The sequence below is a fragment of the Myxococcales bacterium genome (assembly GCA_016706225.1).
Lineage (GTDB): Bacteria > Myxococcota_A > Polyangia > Polyangiales > Polyangiaceae > JADJKB01.
Genome location: JADJKB010000003.1, coordinates 1,014,633 through 1,032,076, shown reverse-complemented (window position 1 = coordinate 1,032,076; position 17,444 = coordinate 1,014,633). Strand labels below are relative to the sequence as shown.

Sequence of the window (17,444 nt, the reverse complement as noted above, 5' to 3'; positions counted from 1 at the left end):
GATGCCACCCCGAACGACTGGGCGAGCACCATCCGGGGCGTGAGGCCGTCGCAGGCAGGGTCGGGCTTGATGAGCGGGCACACGCCGGCACCGTTCTGCCACATCCGCGCGCGCGCTGGATCAGTCCAGGTTTGACGACCGCTCAGGGCGACATTAGCCCTCGCAGACCCGCATGCTCCCGCTCGCACATTCCAGCTACTGGGTCGCCAGCGCGCTCGCCTCTCAGTACCTACCGACCCCTGCCCTCGAAGCGCTGCGCTTGCGCCGCCTCCGGTCGATGCTGGCCTACGTCGAGAAGGAGGTGCCGTTCTATCGCGAGCTCTGGGCCTCTGCCGGCGTCAGCTCGCGTTCCGTCGAGCGGCTCGCGGACCTGAGGCGTTTCCCGGTGCCCAATCGCCGCCAGATCGAGGACGACCCGAGCTCCATCGTCGCCCTCGAGCACCTGCAGCTTCACCGCGCGGGCACGGGTTACATTCGCCGCTCGGGCGGCTCGTCGGGCGGACCGCAGCTCGAGATCCACAGCGATGAAGCTTCGTGGTCGCGGCTGGATGGTTTCTACTATCGCGCGTTCGCCGCGCTCGGATTCCGGCCGTGGCATCCGCTGGCGTATTTCTGGAGCGCGCCGTTTCGCAAGCGCTCCCACAACTATCTCGGCATCATGCCCAAGGTCGGTGTGCCGGCCATGCTCGACGAGGGCGCGCAGCTCGCCATCTTGGAGCAAAACCCAGGCATCTGGTGGTACTACCATCCGACGAGTTTGTTTCCCCTCGCGCGGCGTTACCCCGAGCGTCTGCGCGCCACGGCGCCGGAGACCATCATCTGTCACGCCGAGCTCTTGCCGGGCTCGATGCGCAAAGTCATCGAAGACGTGATGGGTCAGCCCGTCTACAACCAGTACGGCACCAGCGAGTTCAACCGCATGGCCTGGGAGTGCAAGGCGAAAACCGGGTATCACATCGACGCCGACAGTGTGATCTTCGAGATCGTCGACGATGACGGGCAACCGGTCAGGCCGGGTGACACCGGGCGTGTGATCGCGACGGGTCTGATCAACCGCATGATGCCTCTCGTTCGCTACGAGCTCGGGGATCTGGTGGTTGCGTCCGACCGACGCTGCAGCTGCGGGCGCACGCTACCGATGATCGAACGCATCGAGGGCCGCCTGAAGGACGTGTTCGTGCTGCCAGGCGGCGGAAAACGCACGCCGCGCGAGATGCTGGAGCCGTATGCTTCGATCGCGGGTGTCGAGCAGTACCGCGTGACGATCGTGTCCCAGACGAAGGTGTTGCTCGAGCTCGTGGCGGCTGACGCGGAGTTCGCCAACGTCGAGGGCGAGGCGAGGCGCAAGTTCGCGGCGCTCTGCCCCGGGGTCGACCTGGTCGTGAGGAGCATCGACGACATCGCGAAGGCCCCGACCGGAAAACGCGTGCTGATTCGCAATCGGCTGCGGGCGGAGGCAAACCAGACGCGGCCCGAGTTCACGCTGTGACTGGCGCCGGTACGCGAGACGTCGCGAAGGACGCCGAGGTGCCGGGCTGGGTCGAGGACGCCGTCTTCTACCAGATCTTCCCCGATCGTTTCGCGCGTTCAGCCGCGCACTCGCCGCTGGGACGGCTCGAGGCATGGGACGCGCCGCCGACGCCGCGCGGTTTCAAGGGGGGGGATCTGCTCGGCGTGCTCGAGCACCTGGACTTCATCGCGGACCTCGGCGTGAACGCGCTGTACCTGAACCCGATCTTCACCAGCGCCGCCAATCACCGCTACGCAACCTCCGACTTCTTGCAGGTGGACCCCGCGCTGGGTGGTGACGCGGCCTTTCGCCAGCTGCTCGACGCCTGTCACCGGCGCGCCATGCACGTGGTGATCGACGGCGTCTTCAACCATGTCGGCCGCGGTTTTTTTGCCTTCCACGACCTGCTGGAGAACGGCGCGGACTCGCGCTTCGTCGACTGGTTCCAGGTCGACGGCTTCCCGCTCTGCGCCTACGACAATCGAGCGCCAAACTACGAGACCTGGGCGGGGCACGCCTCACTGCCCAAGCTGGCCACGGGCAACCCGGAGGTTCGCGAGTACTTGATGCGCGTCGCAGAGCACTGGGTTCGTTTTGGGATCGACGGCTTTCGCCTCGACACCCCCGAGCAGATCGCGTCGCCGGGCTTCTGGCAGGAGTTCCGCCGGCGCACCCGGGCCATCAATCCGGAGCTCTACCTGGTCGGCGAGGCGTGGACCGATCCCGGTGTGTGGATCGCCGACGGGGGCGGTTTCGATGCGGTGCTCGGCTACTGGTTCGGCGGGCGAACGCTGGCGTTCGTCGCGGGCGACCGCCTCGATCAAGAGGCGGTGAAGAGCCTCGATTATCCTCTGAAACAGCCGCTCTCGGGGCGAGCGTACGCCGAGTTCATCGAGACACTGCTCGAGAGGGCGCCCGCACGGACCAGCCGCGCGGCGTTGAATCTGGATTCGTCTCACGACACACCGCGCTTGCTCACCATGGTGAGTGGGGACTGGGATTCGTTTGCGCTCGCCCGGCTGCTCTTGTTCGCGTTCGTTGGGGCACCCTGTGTGTACTACGGGGACGAGATCGGTCTCGCCGGCGGACCCGACCCGGGATCGCGCGCCGCGTTCCCCTGGGAGCATCGCGAGCGCTGGAACCACGACGCGCTCGACCTGCACCGACGGCTCGGACAGCTCCGGCGCGAGCACGTGGCGCTCCGCCGCGGGGACTACCGCACGCTCCTGGCTACGGAAGTCAGCATCGCGTTCGTGCGTGAGCACCCGGATGAGCGTCTGGTGATCGTTGCCAACACCGGCTCACAATCGGAAGCGCTCGAGCTGGGTGAGCTCACGCCGCTGTTCGTCCACGGAACCGTCACGCTGCGCGGGCCCGAGGCCGAGGTCGGGGCGCGCAGCGGCGGTGTGTTCCGGGTCGGAGGCTAGCTCTGTTCATCTGAGCGCGCGCGACCCCAACTCCAGAACCAGCGTGGTCCTTTCACCAGCGGGCGTCCGACGGCGGCGTCGGCGCAAGCGCCGCGCTCGGTCAGCGCTTCGAGCCTGCTGAGCAGCTGCGTGCGGCGCTCGAGCGCGTCCTTGCGGCGCCAGAGCGCACCCCGCCGCCGCTCGCTGGGACAATCGAGCATCGGCCCGAGGTCGTGAATGCGCGGGCGTTCGCTGCCGCAGAAGCTCAGCACGATGTCGTCGTCCAGGCGGCGCAGGACCGCCTCGTCGGTCAGCTCGAGCAGCGCGAGGAGCTCGAAGTAGCGCGCGAGCTGGGCTGCGCTGAATGCGTACACCCGGTTCAGCAGGTCGACCTCTCCGTCCGCACGGGTCACGTTGTCGGTGAACTGTCCGTTTTTCCACAGCTGCCCGTGCACGCCGTGCGGAACTTCCGGGTGCTCGACCAGCCTCCGCACCAGCTGGGTGAGCTGCAGCGGAGAGAGGAACAGATCGTCATCGATCGCCACGAACCACGGCCCCGGCTCGTCACGGAGCACTTGATAACGAGTGATGGGCCCCGACTCGCGCGGCTGCACGACCAGGCGGAGCCGTGGGTCTTCGGGGAGCCGGGGCGGTGCGCGCGCTGGGTCGTTGTGCGAGACGATCACCCGCGTGATACCGGGCACGGAAAGGCAGACGTGCGCTTGAAGCGGTGTGTTCCAGGGGCGGCGGTAACTCAGGAGCACGATGGTGATCGGCACCGGCCCCGGCTCGGGCAAAGCGTCGCGCGCCGCTGCTCGGAGCAGCTGGCGGGCAGCCGAGCGATTTTCGGCGAAGGTCGAGGACACGGCGCGGAACGCGAACAAACGGCTCGCACGCGCGAGCAATCGAAGGCGCTCGAGGTCCGGCATGTTCAGAAGAAGTCCGGATCGTGCCAGTCGTCCGCCGGCGTGCCGCGCAGCGCGACCAGCAGAGCTCGCAGCGTCATGTGATGGGGTAGATGAAAGAGGGCGAGGGCGCGTCGTGCAAGGCGCCAGAGCGGGCGCACGGGAGGGACCAGCTGGGCTCGCAGCGCGAGCCGGTCACTCCCCGATAGTTGCCCTGCGAGTGGGTGTTCGTCCAGCAAGTACTCCACGAAGTCGTGCTGGTGGTACGCGGAGAGCGCCAGCATGAAAAGCACCAGCTCCGCGCTGGTCGTCGCGCGGTCGAGCGCAGCGCGGTTCAGATAGAGCGCGTCGGCGTGAATGAGCTGGCCGCCGGCGACGCTGGAGTTGGCGCCGCTACGGCTCTTGCGGCGCCAGAGGGTTCGGCGGAGGCCCAGGAGCTCGTAGCCGCGCCGCCGCAGGAAGGGATCGACGTCGCTGAACAGCGGCTGGCCGACGTACTGCGGGTTCAGCTCCACCTCGAGCTCGACCAGCTTCACACTGTCGAGCAACCGGCTCGCCCCGCGCAGCACGGAGAGCTCGGCGCCCTGCACGTCCACCGAGAGCACGTCTGCAGTCACGCCGTGCTCCGCCACGATCTCGTCGAGCGGTGCGGTCTCGACGTCGATTGCCCCCACGACCTCGAACATGTGCGAGAGCTCCGACGAGAATTGAGAGATCAGCTCGTGGTTGGGCGCGTAGAAGCTCGAACAACCAGGCTCACGGGTCAGGTTCAACCGTGCATGTCCACGCTCCGAACCGGCTGCGATGCAGACGTAGCGCTCGCCCGGCGACCGCGCGTCCGTCAGTCGGCGGTGCTCGGTCGGATCGGGTTCGAGCCCGAAGAGCTCGACGTCGCGCCCGAACTCTCGCCAGCGCTCGGCGGGGCCACCCCGGGCTCCGACCAGCACCACCAACAGCGGGCGGCCGCCCATGTGTGGGAGAAGCGAGCCCGGCGGGCTGCGTGCGAAGATCCGCTTGCCGCGGTCGAGCACGGTTTGTTTGAAGGAGCTCCCGCTCACGGACACTTGGTCAAGCTGGTGATCGGCGTGAAGGGTCCGCCGGCCGGCTTCAGCGTCGTGTCGTAGGTCGAGAGCGCGGTCACGAGTGCCCCGCGATAGTCCACGTAGGTCTGATTCAGTTTGTCGGTGGTGGTGGTCTCGGCGGCGCACAGGAACTTGTCCACGCCGCACACACTCAGCGCCTCACAACCCGGTGCCGTGGGTCCGGCGGCCTGCAGCGCCTTTTCTCCGTAGAGCGCCCGCCCGTCGACCATGGTCAGGCGCACGTTGCTCGGCGTCGCGGCTAGCACGGCGTCGTAGGCGTTGGCCAGCGCGCCCGGCACCACGAAGAGATCGGCGCGTTTCCCCACCTCGAGCGAGCCGATGTACTTCTCCAGCCCGAGGACGCGAGCCCCCTCGATGCTGCCCATCTCGACGATCTTCTTCGGGGTCAGGATGTTGCCCCAGTTCGCGTTGTCGTAACCGTCCGCGAAGCGCAGCTCATCCAGCATGTTGACGCTGCCGCCGAGCGCCCAGTCTGGACCGAGGGCGATCTTCTTCAGGCCGGCGGTGATGGCAGCGGGGATGTCGGTCGTAGAGCCGTAGAGGAACACGTTCGACTTCGGCGACCAGACCAGACCCATGTTCGCCGTGGCCATGGTCTGGAAATTCGCGGCCTTCAGCGCCGTGCCGTGGACAACGGTCACATGGCTGTTGAGCAAACAGCCACCCGCCACCGTGCTCAGTGAAGTGAACTCGTTCAGCGCCGGGCCGTCGGTGCCTTCGGACACGTGCACGACGTAGGTGTCGCCAGCGGTGATGGCCGTGCAGGCCGAGGTCGCCGCCGCGCCGGAGGGCACGGCAATCGCTGTGCGGACGCTGTCGATCGAGGGCGTCTCGAGGTCGTTGTACGCCGTGTCGATGGTGCGCACGAGTGAGCCGAAGCATTTCCTGGAGGTCGCGGCGACGAGAAAAGCAGTGGTGCCAGCGATCAGCGCCTTCGTCTCCGCGAACTTGTCCATCTCACATGCCACGTTCTGCCCGGAGGCGGACTCGAGGCTCTGTTTTGCGTCGACCATCTCGGAGTAACGAGGCTCTTTGGTCTTGTCCGTCCAGTGGTTGTGGTTGGTGTAGAGCTGTTTGGGGGCCCAGTCGGTCTCGTCGAAGAGGTTGAAGAGCCCGTGGTTGTGCGGGTCGATGAGGCCCGGCACGATCACACCGTTCGTGTTGATGACGGTGGCGCCGGTCGCGCCCGCCTGCGAGCTGCAAGAGGCTGCGACGCAGGTGATGTTCTGGTTCTCGACCAAGACCTCACCGTCGATGGCACCAGCCGGAGTGATGACCGCACCCTTGAGCAGGAAGCGGGTCGCCGCGCCTGGCGTGATCGTCGCCGGAGGGCTGGTGACTCCGCCGGTGCCGCCGGTGCCTCCCGCGCCGCCGCCGCCTGCGACGCCGCCGCCGCCGGTCGCGCCACCGCCGCCTGCGACTCCGCCGCCGCCGGTCGCGCCGCCGGCGCCCGCGACTCCGCCGCCGCCGGTCGCGCCGCCGGCGCCCGCGACTGAACCGCCGGTGCCTCCGTTCGTCACGCCGCCGGTGCCGCTACCGCCGACGCCGCCATAGTTGCCGAAGCCGCCCAGGTTGCCCGAGCCACCACCGCCCCCGCTGCCCTCGCTCCCGCAGCTAGTCGACGCAAGCACCAATGGAAGAAGTACCAAGCCGAACAAGATGGGGCGCATGCCAGAAGAGTAACAGGGAGCCGGCATGTGCGGGAGTCGTCTCGGAATTGGTTCGGCGCTTTCCGGGGGAAATTCAGGAAAGGTAGGCAGTGGTCGGGCGGGGTTGGTGGTGAGCTGCTGGCATTCGTCGCCCGCAGAGGGTATTTGCCGTCCCGCGATGGGTGCCGACACCGAACGTCTACCGCCGAAGAAGGAGGTCATGATCGCGCTGCTCGAGGAGAGCGACGTGTTCATTCACCTCGACCCGAGACCCGAGGAGGTTCGAGTACCGCAATGGTTCAAGAAACAACCGCAGCTCGTGCTGCAGGTCGGGTTGAACATGCCGGTGGCGATCCGTGATCTCGAGGTGAGCGACGACAGTGTGTCGTGCACACTCAGCTTCAACCGTTCGCCGTTCTTTTGTTTTCTGCCCTGGAAGGCCATCTACGCGCTCGTGGGATCGGACGGACGTGCCATGGTCTGGCCGGAGGACATTCCGCCCGAGGTTGCAGCGCAAGCCGCGAAGGCCGCGGCCACGGCTGAAGAGAAGGCTGCCAAGCGCGCGCACCTACGCGCGGTCCCGAGCGGGGGCGAACCAGAGGCGGATGCGCCGACTTCGAGTGAAGCGCAACCGCCCGTCGCGGCCGAGTCAGTGAGCGAGGCAATTGCGGAGACAGCGGAGCCCGTGCCCACTGAGCCCGCGAGCGTGCAGGCCGAGCCCCCCGCGGTCGCCGCCGGAGAAGGCATCAGTGAAGATGCGCCGCGGCCATCCACGACGCCGGACATGAGCTCACCGCGCGCGGCGACACCCTCGGAGCCACCGGCCAAAGGCAAACGACCCCTGCCGCCGTGGTTGCGCGTCGTGAAGTGAACCCGAGCTGCGTTCTCGCTCAGTCGCTGCTCTGATCGTTCGAAGCGTCGGCGCCCGAGCTGCCGGCACTGCCGCCGCTGCTTGCCGCGTCGTTGTTCGCGTCAGCCGCTGCGTCGGCACCGGCGCTGCCGCCGCTGCCTCCGGTCGAAGCGTCCGAACCCCCATCGGGCGGTACGCTGCCGTCGCCCGCGTCACTGCCGGACGAACCACCGCTGCCCCCCGCGACGCAGGTCCAAGCTCCGTCCGCAATGGCGCACGTGTACCCGGCTACACAACCGTTGAAAGAACAGTCACCGGTCTTGCAAACGCCCTTGGTGCCGCAGGTCTGGTTGAAGTCGCAATCGCTGGGGACCTTGCAGGTCGTTCCGCTCGGGCCACCCCCTGCGCCGGTGTTGGGCTGGCTGCAGTAGCCACTTGCCGCGCAAGCCTGCCCGTTCGGGCAATCATAGTCGGTGTCGCAGGCGAGCCGATCGCGTGGATAGATGGGACAGCCTGCTAGAAATCCGGCGCCGAGCAGCGCGATACCGATGAGCAGCGCTCGTTTCATGAGCCTCTTTGGCGGTCTCGTCAGGCCGCGACACCCAGCGTAGCAACTGAGGTGCCCCAGACAAGCTCGGCCATCCGCCCGAGGCCCGCTGGGCGACCGCCAAGGCCGAGCCGGGGCCGATTGCGGCCGAGCGATGCGCGAAAGTCCCCCCGGTCGGAGCCCTCATGCTAGGTTTTTCGCCGCTTTCCCGAGGCAAGTTCGATGGACGTCCGCTGCGGCCGATGCGGAACCGAATACGAGTTCGACGACGCGCTGGTCTCCGATCGCGGGACCACCGTGAAGTGCACCAACTGTGGGCACCAGTTCAAGGTGCACCCGGAGGCGTCGCAGGCGGTGCCCGAGCGCTGGGTCGTGCGTACGACCAGCGGACGCGAGCTGGTGTACACGTCGTTGCGCGAGCTCCAGCGAGGCATCGCCCAGCGACAGGTTGGTCCCGAGGATCTGCTGGCGCGCGGCAACCAATCGCCGCGCCCCCTGGGCGCGATCGCCGAGCTCGAACCCTTCTTCATCGGTCGCTCTGGTGCGAGCCTCCGGGCGCCCGCTCAGGCTCGCACCCTCGTCGGCGTCGCGCCGCCAGCCGCGGGGTCCCACGTTGGGCCGCTGCCGGCCGCCCCGCTGCTGCCGCCACCGAAGCCGCCGCGCATCCCCGACACCGACGCTCCGACCTGGACGTCGAGTGAGGCTCTGCACTCCACGGACGCGGCGACGCAGATCCGTCCTCCGGCGTCCAAACCCGTCGATCCGCTGGCAAGTACCCATCCCGAGACGGATCTCGACCCGCCGACGTTGCCGCGCAACGCGCTGCCGGCGGATGCTGCGACGGCGCCCTCCGTAGCGTCGGTACCGGGCGCACCGGGTCGGGTCATGATTCGCGAGTCGGTTCCCGACCTCGACTACTCCCCGACGCCGAGCGACGTGAAGGGCGGTTATCGGGAGTAGCAAGCCTCGCTGTATCTGCCCGGTCCCGCGTCGCGCCGCGTGCGTTCGCGCTGGATCGCCGGGCTGGTGTTGGTGGGCGTAGCCGTGTTGCTCGCGGCGACCGTCGGGCGGCGCTACCTCGAGCAATACCGCCAGGCCTCGCCCCAACCTCAGGCGAGCGCTGACGGGCGCGTCGCGGCGTTCCTCACCGAGGCCGAGAAGAAGCTCGATGACGGTGACTTCGAGGGTGCGCGGGGTGAGCTCGACAAAGCCACGGTGCTCGGCGACAAGGATCCAGCCGTGCTCGCGGCGCTCGCTCGCCTCGAGGCGATGCGCGCCGACGGCCTGTGGCTTCGGTTGCGGTTGCTCGATCCGCAGGACAAACAGCTGGTCCAAAACACCCACCGACAGCTCGGGCTGCGAGTGGGGAAGGCGAAAGAGGCGCTCTCACGCGCGGTCGCCGTCGCTCCCGACGATCCCGCCGTCGTCCGCTCCCAGGTGGACATTCTTCGGCTGGCGGGCGAGCTGAAAGAGGCCCGCGCTTTGGTCGCTCCGCTCTCGTCGAGCCCCACCGGTGAGAATGCGTACGTGCTCGCGGCGCTGGATCTGGCCGAGTCACAGCCCGTTTGGGCGAGTGTGATCGATCGACTGCAGAGCGCAGCCCAGAGCGAGCGAGGGCTGGGTCGGGCACGCGCCGCGTTGATCTACTCGCTAGCCCGCTCCGGACAGACGGAGCAGGCTCAGACGGAGCTCGACAAACACGCCGCCAAGGCCGAAGGCCAGGCGCTTCACGATGACCTTGCTCAGTTCTTGAAGCGCGTCGCTGCGGTGACGGACGGTGGCATCGACGCGGGCGCCGAGATCGCGGCCGTCGATCCGGCGAGCTTGCCGATGCTCGACACCTCGGGGGCCGGCGGGGTGATTGCGGACGACGAGCCGCCCAAGGGTGGACCGGGCGACTTCCGCGTGAAGCTGCAGCTCGCGTCGCAGGCCTTCAAGGGCGGCAACCTGACCCGCGCCGAGCAGCTCTACAACGAGGTCCTGGCCAAAGAACCCAGCAACACCGAGGCGCTGTCGGGTCTGGCGGACGTGGCGAAAGCAAAGAAGGACCCCGAGACCGCCGCGAAGATGTACGACAAGGTTCTCAAGGAGAACCCGAGCTATCTGCCGGCGCTCGTCGCGCGCGCGGATCAGAAGTGGGAGTCGGGTGATCGCAAGGGAGCGCTCACGCTGTATCGGCGGGTGCTCGAACAAGCGGGCTCGGGCACGGCCTACGGGCAGAAGGCAGCGGCGCGGCTCGCCGAGGGCGAGGGACCGGCGCCGCCACCACCGAGCAGCGGTTCTGCCAAGCCAGAGCCCAAGCCAGAGCCCAAGCCAGAGCCCAAGCCAGAGCCCAAGCCAGAGCCCAAGCCGGACGACAAACCCGAGATCGACACCTCCGATCTGCCTGGGGTGAAATAAGTGCGGCGAGCCTCCTTCGCACTGCTCGTCGGCGCGGCGCTCGCACTCTCGTGTGAGGGACGCCCGCGCAGTGGCTCGTACGGGGCATCCGGCTCCAAGGCGAGCTCGTCGTTGTTCGGTCGTGCTACCGGCAAGCTGGTCGAGATCGATCTCACCCAAGGCGCACCAGAGTCCGCGGGCGGCGGGCTGTTCCCGATGCCCGCGTCCCGCACTTACGTCGGTCTGGTTCGCGCGCTCGAACGCGCGCGGGACGATCAAGACGCGAAGGGTGTGTTCGTGCGGCTGGGTGAGCGCGCGGTGGGCTTTGCGCGGGCACGGGAGGTTGGCGGGCTGCTCGGTGAGATCCGGAAAGCTGGCAAACCCGTCGTGTGCCACGCTCACGGCCTCGACAATGCGGGCGCGTGGGTGGCGCTGGCGGGGTGTGATCGCATCTGGCTGTCGCCGGCAGGTGAGATCGCGTCCGTCGGCATCGCCGGCCAGATGGTGTATTTCAAGTCCGCGCTCGACAAACTCAAGATCGGTGCCGACTTTCTCCACGTCGGAAAATTCAAGAGCGCGTCGGAGCCCATGACACGGGACGGGCCGAGCGACGAGGCACGCCTCGCCCTCACCGAGACTCTCGGATCCATCCGCAAGAGCTGGTTGGACGGCGTCGAGGCAGCGCGGAAAAATCCGCAGCTCCGCTCGGACATGGAGCACGGGCCGTGGTCGCCGCGGGAAGCCAAGGAGCGCGGCTTGGTGGACGCCCTCGGCTACGAATCCGAGGCGCTCGACGAGGCCAAGAAGCGCGCCGGCACCGAGCGGGTGAGCGGGGGATTTGGCGCGCGCAGCGAGAAGGGTGACGGGCCCGACATCGCCGAGTTGATCCGCATCTTGTCCGGCGCGGACGACAGCGCAGGTGGACGCCCTCACATCGCGCTGGTGCCGGCTGAAGGCTCGATCAGCATGGCCCCGGGGGGTCTGCTCGACGGGGGTGGCATCACCGCCAAGGCGTTGACCAAGACGCTGCGCAAGGTCGCCAAGGACGACTCGGTGAAGGCGGTCGTGCTGCGCATCGACTCACCCGGCGGCTCGGCGCTCGCGAGCGACCTGCTCTGGTACGAGCTGCGCGAGCTAGGCAAGAAGAAACCGATCATCGCCTCGGTGGGTGAGATGGCGGCGAGCGGCGGGTACTACCTGGCCTGCGCGGCGGAGCGCATCATCGCCGAGCCTACCAGCATCGTCGGCAGCATCGGTGTGCTCGGCGGGAAGATCGTCTTGAACGACGCGCTCGCCGAGTACGGCATCAACACCGTCACTTTTCCGGCCAGCCCAGAGCCCGGGGCGGCGGCACGCGCCACGTATCTCTCCGGGCTCGCGCGCTGGGACGATCCGACCCGCGTGCGCGTTCAGAAGCAGATGGACGAGGTCTACCAGCTGTTTCTCGAACGCGTGGCAGAAGGCCGGAAGCTTCCGATCGAGAAGATCCGTGAGTCCGCCGAAGGCCGCATCTGGAGCGGACAGCAGGGGCTGGATCGCAAGCTCGTCGATGAGCTCGGAGGGCTCGCCCGTGCGCTTCAGGTCGCGCGTGAGCTCGGCAAGCTCGATGAACGAGCACCGGTCGAGGTCGTTGGCAAAGACGACAGCCTGTTCGAGTCGTTGATCTTGGGTGAAGCTGCCGACGCCAAGGCAGTCGAAGGCGCCGTCGCTCGTGTTGCCCTCGCGCGTGAGCCCTTCACGGCTGGCGTGGCGTCGGAGCTCCGCCCGTTCGTTGCGGGCCTTGCGCCGCTGCTCGCCAACGAGACCGTACTGACGACCTTGCCGTTTGCGCTCGTCGTTCGCTGACGGAGAGACTGCCGGCCTCGAGCCTCTCTTCGCCCGCAGGGTTTCGCTCACGGTCGGCCGCGCCCGAACGCGCGCAACCGCCCGCGCCAACTAGAAGTTGGCGCGGGGGCCACGGGGTGCGGTCCTCTTCTGGGTTTTCCCGCGAAACTGCGGCGGCACCCGTGGTCCGGCGCTTGCAAAGTCGGAGTGGGATGCGCCTCTTCCCGACCGTCTCGCTGCTGGCTTCGACCCTGCTGCTCTCCGGCTGCACCCTCGATTCCGGTGAGGGCGCCGAGCCCGCGCAGACGGGTTCCGGTGGAGCGGGCAGCTCGATTGGAGGTGGCGGAAGCGGCTGGGCGAGCGGGGGCGAGGCCGGCGTGGCCGGTGCCGCGGGCATGGCGGGCATGGCGGGCATGGCCGGCGCTGCGGGGGCTGGCGACGATGCGGGGGCGGGCGGCACCACGGGCAGCGGCGGCGCGGCGACCGGCGGCACCACGGGCAGCGGCGGAACGGCGACCGGCGGCACCGGCGGCACCACCAACGCCTGCCCGCGCGTGAAGATCCACGTCGCGGCCGGCGCGATGCTCAACGTGCGCCCCACTCCGTCCACCGCCAAAGCTGCGGTAGGTCAGCTCGACGACGGCGCCATCGTGGACGTGCTCGCCCAGGTGAAAGGCGAGGTCGTCGGCGGTAACGATGTCTGGTTCCAGATCAAGGCACCCAACGTCACTGGCTACGTCTCTGCGCAATTCGCCACGTGTACGCTCGAGAAGCCTCCGGTCGTCACGGCGCCCGACGGGTACTACCTTCCGCTCGCCTGCGGCAAGTCGGCGAAGATTGCCCAGGGCAACTTCGGCAGCTTCAGCCATCAAGGCAACAGCGCCTACGCCTACGATTTCTCCATCGGGCTCAACACACCGATGGTCGCCATGGCCGACGGCGTCGTGAAGTATCTGTACAACAAGACCGGCCCCGGGGACCCTTGTTACAACGGCGGCGGTTCGTCGTGCTTCCCCTACGCGAACTACGTGGTGATATTGCACGGTGACGGGAAGCTCTCGACCTACAAACACCTCAACAAGGTGAACGTGAGCCTCGGGCAGACGGTGAAGCGCGGCACCGTCATCGGTCTATCCGGCTCGACGGGATACTCCACCGGCCCTCACGCTCACGTCATGCGCATGGACGACTGCGGGAAGTACTCGTGTCAGTCGATCCCCCTGAAGTTCGTCGACGTCGGAGGCGACCACGTGCCCAACACCGGCGAGACGGTGAAGAGCGGCAACTGCCCCTGACCCGCCGCCGCCCGTCTGGGCCTAAAAACGCTCGGATCCAGCGTCCCCGTTGCAGCCGGCCGCCGCCCCGATATCGTGGCGCGCGTGCGGGTCATTGCCAAAGCCAAGACCGACGTCGGCCGCCGACGTCAGGGGAACGAGGACGCAATTTTGGTCGACGAGGGCCTGGGCCTGTTCGTCGTCTGTGACGGCATGGGTGGCCACGCCGCCGGCGAGGTCGCCTCGAACGCCGCCATCGAGGCCATCCGTGAGCGGGTCGCCGCGCGTCTCCCGGGCATTGCGGAGATCGAGCCCGAGCTTCGTGCCGCGGCCCTCGCCGAGCTGTTGCGGGATGCCGTGGAGCGGGCGAACACTCGGGTGTACGAGCTGGGTGCTGACGATACGTCGCGACGCGGAGCCGGAACCACCTGCACCGCGCTCTGCATCTACGGTGGCAAGGCGGCCCTGGCTCACGTCGGTGATACCCGCCTCTATTTGATGCGCGGCGGACAGGTGCACCAGATCTCCAACGACCACACCTTCCTCGCCGAGGCGATGCGCCGCGGCATGCCGCGCGCGGAGGCGATGGAGAATTTCGCCACCAACATGTTGTCCCGCGCGGTGGGACCTCACCCGCACGTCGACATCGACACGCTGAGCTTCGACCTGCTGCCCGCCGACCGGCTCATGCTCTGCAGCGATGGGCTCCACGGTTACTTCGTCGAACCCAGCGAGCTGCGGCCGTTCCTCGAGAAGTTCTCGACCGCCCCGGACCGGCTCGTCGACGCAGCCAACGAAGCCGGCGGTGAGGACAACATCAGTGTCATCGTGCTCGAAGTCTCACCGGAAGCACCACCGGCAGGCGAAGACTCGGTGCGGCTCAGCCGGGTGACCCAGGCGCTTCGAGCGCTCTCGGGCATCGAAGTCCTCCGAGAGCTCACCTACTCGGAGTTGCTCGAGGTGATCGGCGCGCTGCGCTCCGAGGACCAACCCGCCGGGACGGTCATCATTCGCGAGGGCGAGGCAAGCGCGGCGTTTTACATCATCGCCAGCGGGCGCGCCGCCGTCGAACGAGGGCGCAAACGCCTGGCCGAGCTCGGGCAAGGCAGCCACTTCGGCGAGATGGCGCTGCTCACCAACCGTCCGCGCTCCGCCACGGTCGTGACCCTCGAGCCAAGTCGGCTGCTGGTGCTCACGCGCGAGGCGCTCTACCCGCTCTTCCAGCACAACCCCGTGCTGGCGGTGAAGTTCCTGTGGAACCTGGGTGTGCGCCAGAGCCTGCGACTCGACGAGACGACGGAGTGGCTGAGCACGGGGCGTGATGCCGCCCCGGACACCCTCGTCGAGAGCTGGGGCGACGAGGTCGTTGCGTCACCGTTCAGCCGTCGCCCCTGAGACCGCGGCGCCGAAGGTTGGTCTCAGCGCTTGAGCTCGCGCTTGACCGCGCCGAGCCTCGCCGCGCTCACCATGAAGGCGTACTTCGCACCGGCCGCGGCGGCGTAGCTCGCGACCCAGGCCGGGAGTTTTCCGTAGGCCGCGAGCTCCGGCGGGATCCACGCCGAGCTCTGCTCCGAGACCACGGAATAGTGTCCCGGACCGGTCCCGCACGCGTACGGCGCCGACATCGTGTAGTCGAACAACCCCGTGAGCTCACCGTTCGCTGCGTAGGCGGCCAGCGCGCGGTACGGCTCGGGCTTCTCGTGCGCGTCCATCACACACCCCGGAGCTAGCTCCGCGTGGGCGCGCTTGGCGAGCGCGCCCTGCACCTCCGCCGGAAAGCTCAGGGTCACCTTCTGACTCGAGTCCACGTCGAGGGTGATTGTGCTGTCGCCGTAGGTCGGATGAGCCCCGCAGCAAAACTGCAGCGAGGTGCTCACGCTGAAGAAATAGAAGCGGCCGACGCCGCCGTGGAGAGTCAGCTCGATCTCGTGATCTCCGACGCCCGATTGGCAGCCATCCATCGGTGTGTACTCGCCACTCCACGGTTCGAGGGTCTTCTTCGAACCCAGGCTCTGGAGGAACGGCTCCTCGATGTCGACCAGGCTGTTCTTCTTGCATGCGGGCGGGTCCGAGTTGCACAGCTCGCACTCCGCGCATGCGCGCGAGGTCAGGCGTTTCTTTCGTAACACCCAGAGCTCGCGCTGTCCCACGAGCACTGGCTCTTTGCGTGTGGCAACGACGCGTGCACCACGCCCCGCCGCTTCGATCAACACGCTCTTCACGGCGAAGCGCGCCTTGTCGTCGGGGACCCAGACCAGAGCGGCGGCGCCCGTCATGTTGATCTTGGGCGGCGCGTCCGGCACCGGCGTCGCGGCCTCGGTTTCGAGCAGGATGGGATCGAGCTCTGGCGCTTCCGTCGGGGCGGTCGCTGCATCACTCTCTGCCGAGCGCGACGCAGCACGGGCGCGCTCCGCGGTCGCGCGCGAAGGCGGCGGCGCAACCGCCACGGGCCGAGCTCTGGACTCGGGCGCGGTCTGTGCACACGCGAGAGCCAGCGCGCCGTGCAGCGCGAAGAGGAGCAATGCGATGCCGAGACCTCGAGGCGGTCGCGCACGACGCGCAACCGGGTACCTGCGGCGGCGACGCCTCAGTTGCACGGATCCGGAGTCGGCGGCTGCTGCGGCGCGACACCGGCCAGGGTCACCGCGACCGCCTCGAAGCCGAGCCCAATCGAGATGCCGTTGCAGGTCTTGGTCGGGTCACCGTTGGTGCCGTCCTTCATGATGTCGCTGGCGGCGCGGATCTGCTGGGCGATGGAGTCGAAGGTGGCGCCGGAGCACAGCGTCGGGTCGAAGCTGCCGGCTACCTTCTTCAGCTCTACGACCATCTCCTCCGTGTCGATCACCCCAGCGACGATCCCCGCAGTGGCCTTGGCGGAGCCTCCCACTCCGGTGATCGTGGCGCTGACTCGCGCGAGATGGATCCGCAGGTCACCGAACAGGATCAGATCGCCTTGCAGCGGGAATTGCATCGTGGTCGGGGGTCCCGCCGAGAGAACACCACCGGCGACGAGGCTCGCGGGGAACGAGGTGAGGGGCTGATTGATGTTGCCGCCGCTCACTGACTCGAAGCGGGTCAACCGAACGTCGCTGCCGTCCCACTTGGGGATGCCACCGCTGAACTGCGCTGCCGCGTAGCTCGCGACGGATAGCCCGCTCTGATCAGGAGCCGTCGTCAAACCCGCGATCGAAAGCATGAGCGTCGGACCTCCAGCGGCGATGCCGTCGTTGACGTTCTTGCTCGGATCGGCCGCGAGCGACTTCATGATCGGCATCAGGTTGCTGCCCCAGGAGTTGTCGATGCCGTTGTCCCCGTCGGTCTGAATGAAACTTTTGACGCCGCCCGCCTGAACCTTGCAGTGTGCCGTGTCGGTCTTCGTCGAGACGAGGCCGTCCAGGTTCATTCCGAACTTCCTCCAAGCCGTCGGGTCGGGGATCGAGTTCGTGTCCGTGTCGCCGAGGAACACACGTCGCACCGCCAAGCTCGTGCCCGCGGGCGGCGTGCCGCCGCCGAAGCCGCCGCCGCCGGTTGCGCCGGTGCCAGTGGTGCCCCCGCTTGCGCCGCTTGCGCCGCTTCCGCTGCTGCCGCCGCCGCCCGTTGGGCTCGTGCCCGCCGTTCCGCCTGTCGCACCGCTGCCGCCCGCCGCGCCGCTGCCGATGGCGCCGCTGCCACCGGTCCCGGAGCCAGCGGTCGAACCGCCGCAACCCGCGATCACAGCCAAGAGAACAATCCCTGAGATGCAGGCCCTCGACATGACAGTCCTCCCTGCCGACTCACGGCGCGGCCGTTCGTCCGAGAAGGCCGAGACGAACGCGCGCGAGGCGGTTGGCGGAGAGGGAGGGATTCGAACCCTCGGTGGAGTTTCCCCCACGCCCGCTTAGCAAGCGGGTACCTTCGGCCACTCGGTCACCTCTCCAGGTGGTCTTTCGGCCTGCGGAGGCCGAGAAGGTACCCGCAGCGCGGGCGCCGTCAAGATCTGGGAGCGGCTCGCCCCTCG

At 68.0% G+C, this 17,444-nt stretch carries 14 protein-coding genes and 1 tRNA gene; 8 read left to right on the top strand and 7 right to left on the bottom strand.

Features of this window, described 5'->3' with window-relative positions; translation table 11 throughout:
• The first annotated feature begins 172 nt into the window (after nucleotides 1-172).
• Both IPI67_06190 and IPI67_06185 read left to right on the top strand, forming a co-directional pair.
• On the top strand, nucleotides 173-1,489 hold the full coding sequence (locus IPI67_06190) for a phenylacetate--CoA ligase family protein (protein ID MBK7579783.1): 1,317 nt from the start codon (nucleotides 173-175) through the stop codon (nucleotides 1,487-1,489).
• A complete protein-coding gene (locus IPI67_06185; GenBank protein MBK7579782.1) occupies nucleotides 1,486-2,937 on the top strand; it encodes a glycoside hydrolase family 13 protein in 1,452 nt (483 codons plus the stop codon). Before IPI67_06190 ends, IPI67_06185 begins: the two co-directional genes overlap by 4 nt.
• Here IPI67_06185 and IPI67_06180 read toward each other — a convergent pair.
• The 3 genes from IPI67_06180 to IPI67_06170 are packed head-to-tail and all read right to left on the bottom strand — an operon-like array spanning nucleotide 2,934 to nucleotide 6,594.
• The gene (locus IPI67_06180) at nucleotides 2,934-3,845 is read right to left on the bottom strand and encodes a hypothetical protein (protein MBK7579781.1); all 912 of its coding nucleotides are present in this window, start codon (nucleotides 3,843-3,845) and stop codon (nucleotides 2,934-2,936) included. The genes IPI67_06185 and IPI67_06180 overlap by 4 nt on opposite strands.
• Nucleotides 3,846-3,847: 2 nt before the next feature.
• Nucleotides 3,848-4,879, bottom strand: a complete 1,032-nt coding sequence (locus IPI67_06175; protein ID MBK7579780.1) for an FkbM family methyltransferase — start codon at nucleotides 4,877-4,879, stop codon at nucleotides 3,848-3,850.
• Complete coding sequence (locus IPI67_06170; protein ID MBK7579779.1) at nucleotides 4,876-6,594, bottom strand: amidohydrolase family protein; 1,719 nt, start codon at nucleotides 6,592-6,594, stop codon at nucleotides 4,876-4,878. The genes IPI67_06175 and IPI67_06170 overlap by 4 nt, the downstream gene beginning before the upstream one ends.
• Before the next feature lie 157 nt (nucleotides 6,595-6,751).
• On the opposite strand from IPI67_06170, the gene IPI67_06165 reads away from it, so the two are divergent.
• Complete coding sequence (locus IPI67_06165) at nucleotides 6,752-7,444, top strand: hypothetical protein (protein ID MBK7579778.1); 693 nt, start codon at nucleotides 6,752-6,754, stop codon at nucleotides 7,442-7,444.
• Nucleotides 7,445-7,463: 19 nt separating this feature from the next.
• Here IPI67_06165 and IPI67_06160 read toward each other — a convergent pair whose 3' ends face one another.
• Nucleotides 7,464-7,991 carry a hypothetical protein gene (locus tag IPI67_06160; protein MBK7579777.1) on the bottom strand — a complete coding sequence of 176 codons (528 nt, stop codon included), beginning with the start codon at nucleotides 7,989-7,991 and terminating at the stop codon, nucleotides 7,464-7,466.
• A 201-nt stretch (nucleotides 7,992-8,192) separates the two neighbouring features.
• Between IPI67_06160 and IPI67_06155 the strand changes: the two genes are divergently transcribed.
• The 5 genes from IPI67_06155 to IPI67_06135 all read left to right on the top strand — a co-directional run bounded on the left by IPI67_06155 (nucleotide 8,193) and on the right by IPI67_06135 (nucleotide 14,842).
• Nucleotides 8,193-8,930, top strand: a complete 738-nt coding sequence (locus IPI67_06155; protein ID MBK7579776.1) for a zinc-ribbon domain-containing protein — start codon at nucleotides 8,193-8,195, stop codon at nucleotides 8,928-8,930.
• A 39-nt stretch (nucleotides 8,931-8,969) separates the two neighbouring features.
• Nucleotides 8,970-10,370 carry a tetratricopeptide repeat protein gene (locus IPI67_06150; GenBank protein MBK7579775.1) on the top strand — a complete coding sequence of 467 codons (1,401 nt, stop codon included), beginning with the start codon at nucleotides 8,970-8,972 and terminating at the stop codon, nucleotides 10,368-10,370.
• The gene (sppA, locus tag IPI67_06145; protein ID MBK7579774.1) at nucleotides 10,371-12,194 is read left to right on the top strand and encodes a signal peptide peptidase SppA; all 1,824 of its coding nucleotides are present in this window, start codon (nucleotides 10,371-10,373) and stop codon (nucleotides 12,192-12,194) included.
• 191 nt (nucleotides 12,195-12,385) lie between these two features.
• Nucleotides 12,386-13,468 (top strand): peptidoglycan DD-metalloendopeptidase family protein, encoded by a 1,083-nt coding sequence (locus IPI67_06140; protein MBK7579773.1) that lies wholly within the window; start codon nucleotides 12,386-12,388, stop codon nucleotides 13,466-13,468.
• Nucleotides 13,469-13,552: 84 nt separating this feature from the next.
• A complete protein-coding gene (locus IPI67_06135) occupies nucleotides 13,553-14,842 on the top strand; it encodes a cyclic nucleotide-binding domain-containing protein (GenBank protein ID MBK7579772.1) in 1,290 nt (429 codons plus the stop codon).
• A 23-nt stretch (nucleotides 14,843-14,865) separates the two neighbouring features.
• Here the strand turns inward: IPI67_06135 and IPI67_06130 are convergent, their stop codons facing one another.
• The 3 genes from IPI67_06130 to IPI67_06120 form a co-directional block, all read right to left on the bottom strand.
• Entirely contained in the window at nucleotides 14,866-15,969 is a 1,104-nt protein-coding gene (locus tag IPI67_06130; protein ID MBK7579771.1) for a hypothetical protein, read from the bottom strand.
• A gap of 65 nt (nucleotides 15,970-16,034) precedes the next feature.
• On the bottom strand, nucleotides 16,035-17,201 hold the full coding sequence (locus IPI67_06125; GenBank protein ID MBK7579770.1) for a hypothetical protein: 1,167 nt from the start codon (nucleotides 17,199-17,201) through the stop codon (nucleotides 16,035-16,037).
• 72 nt (nucleotides 17,202-17,273) lie between these two features.
• Nucleotides 17,274-17,363 (bottom strand) — tRNA-Ser (locus IPI67_06120).
• Between the last annotated feature and the right edge of the window lie 81 nt (nucleotides 17,364-17,444).

Coding starts and splice junctions, on each gene's coding strand:
- IPI67_06155 (MBK7579776.1), top strand. CDS start 8,193: ATGGACGTCCGCTGCGGCCGATGCGGAACCGAATACGAGTTCGACGAC.
- IPI67_06180 (MBK7579781.1), bottom strand. CDS start 3,845: ATGCCGGACCTCGAGCGCCTTCGATTGCTCGCGCGTGCGAGCCGTTTG.
- IPI67_06160 (MBK7579777.1), bottom strand. CDS start 7,991: ATGAAACGAGCGCTGCTCATCGGTATCGCGCTGCTCGGCGCCGGATTT.
- IPI67_06125 (MBK7579770.1), bottom strand. CDS start 17,201: ATGTCGAGGGCCTGCATCTCAGGGATTGTTCTCTTGGCTGTGATCGCG.
- IPI67_06190 (MBK7579783.1), top strand. CDS start 173: ATGCTCCCGCTCGCACATTCCAGCTACTGGGTCGCCAGCGCGCTCGCC.
- IPI67_06140 (MBK7579773.1), top strand. CDS start 12,386: ATGCGCCTCTTCCCGACCGTCTCGCTGCTGGCTTCGACCCTGCTGCTC.
- IPI67_06165 (MBK7579778.1), top strand. CDS start 6,752: ATGGGTGCCGACACCGAACGTCTACCGCCGAAGAAGGAGGTCATGATC.
- IPI67_06170 (MBK7579779.1), bottom strand. CDS start 6,594: ATGCGCCCCATCTTGTTCGGCTTGGTACTTCTTCCATTGGTGCTTGCG.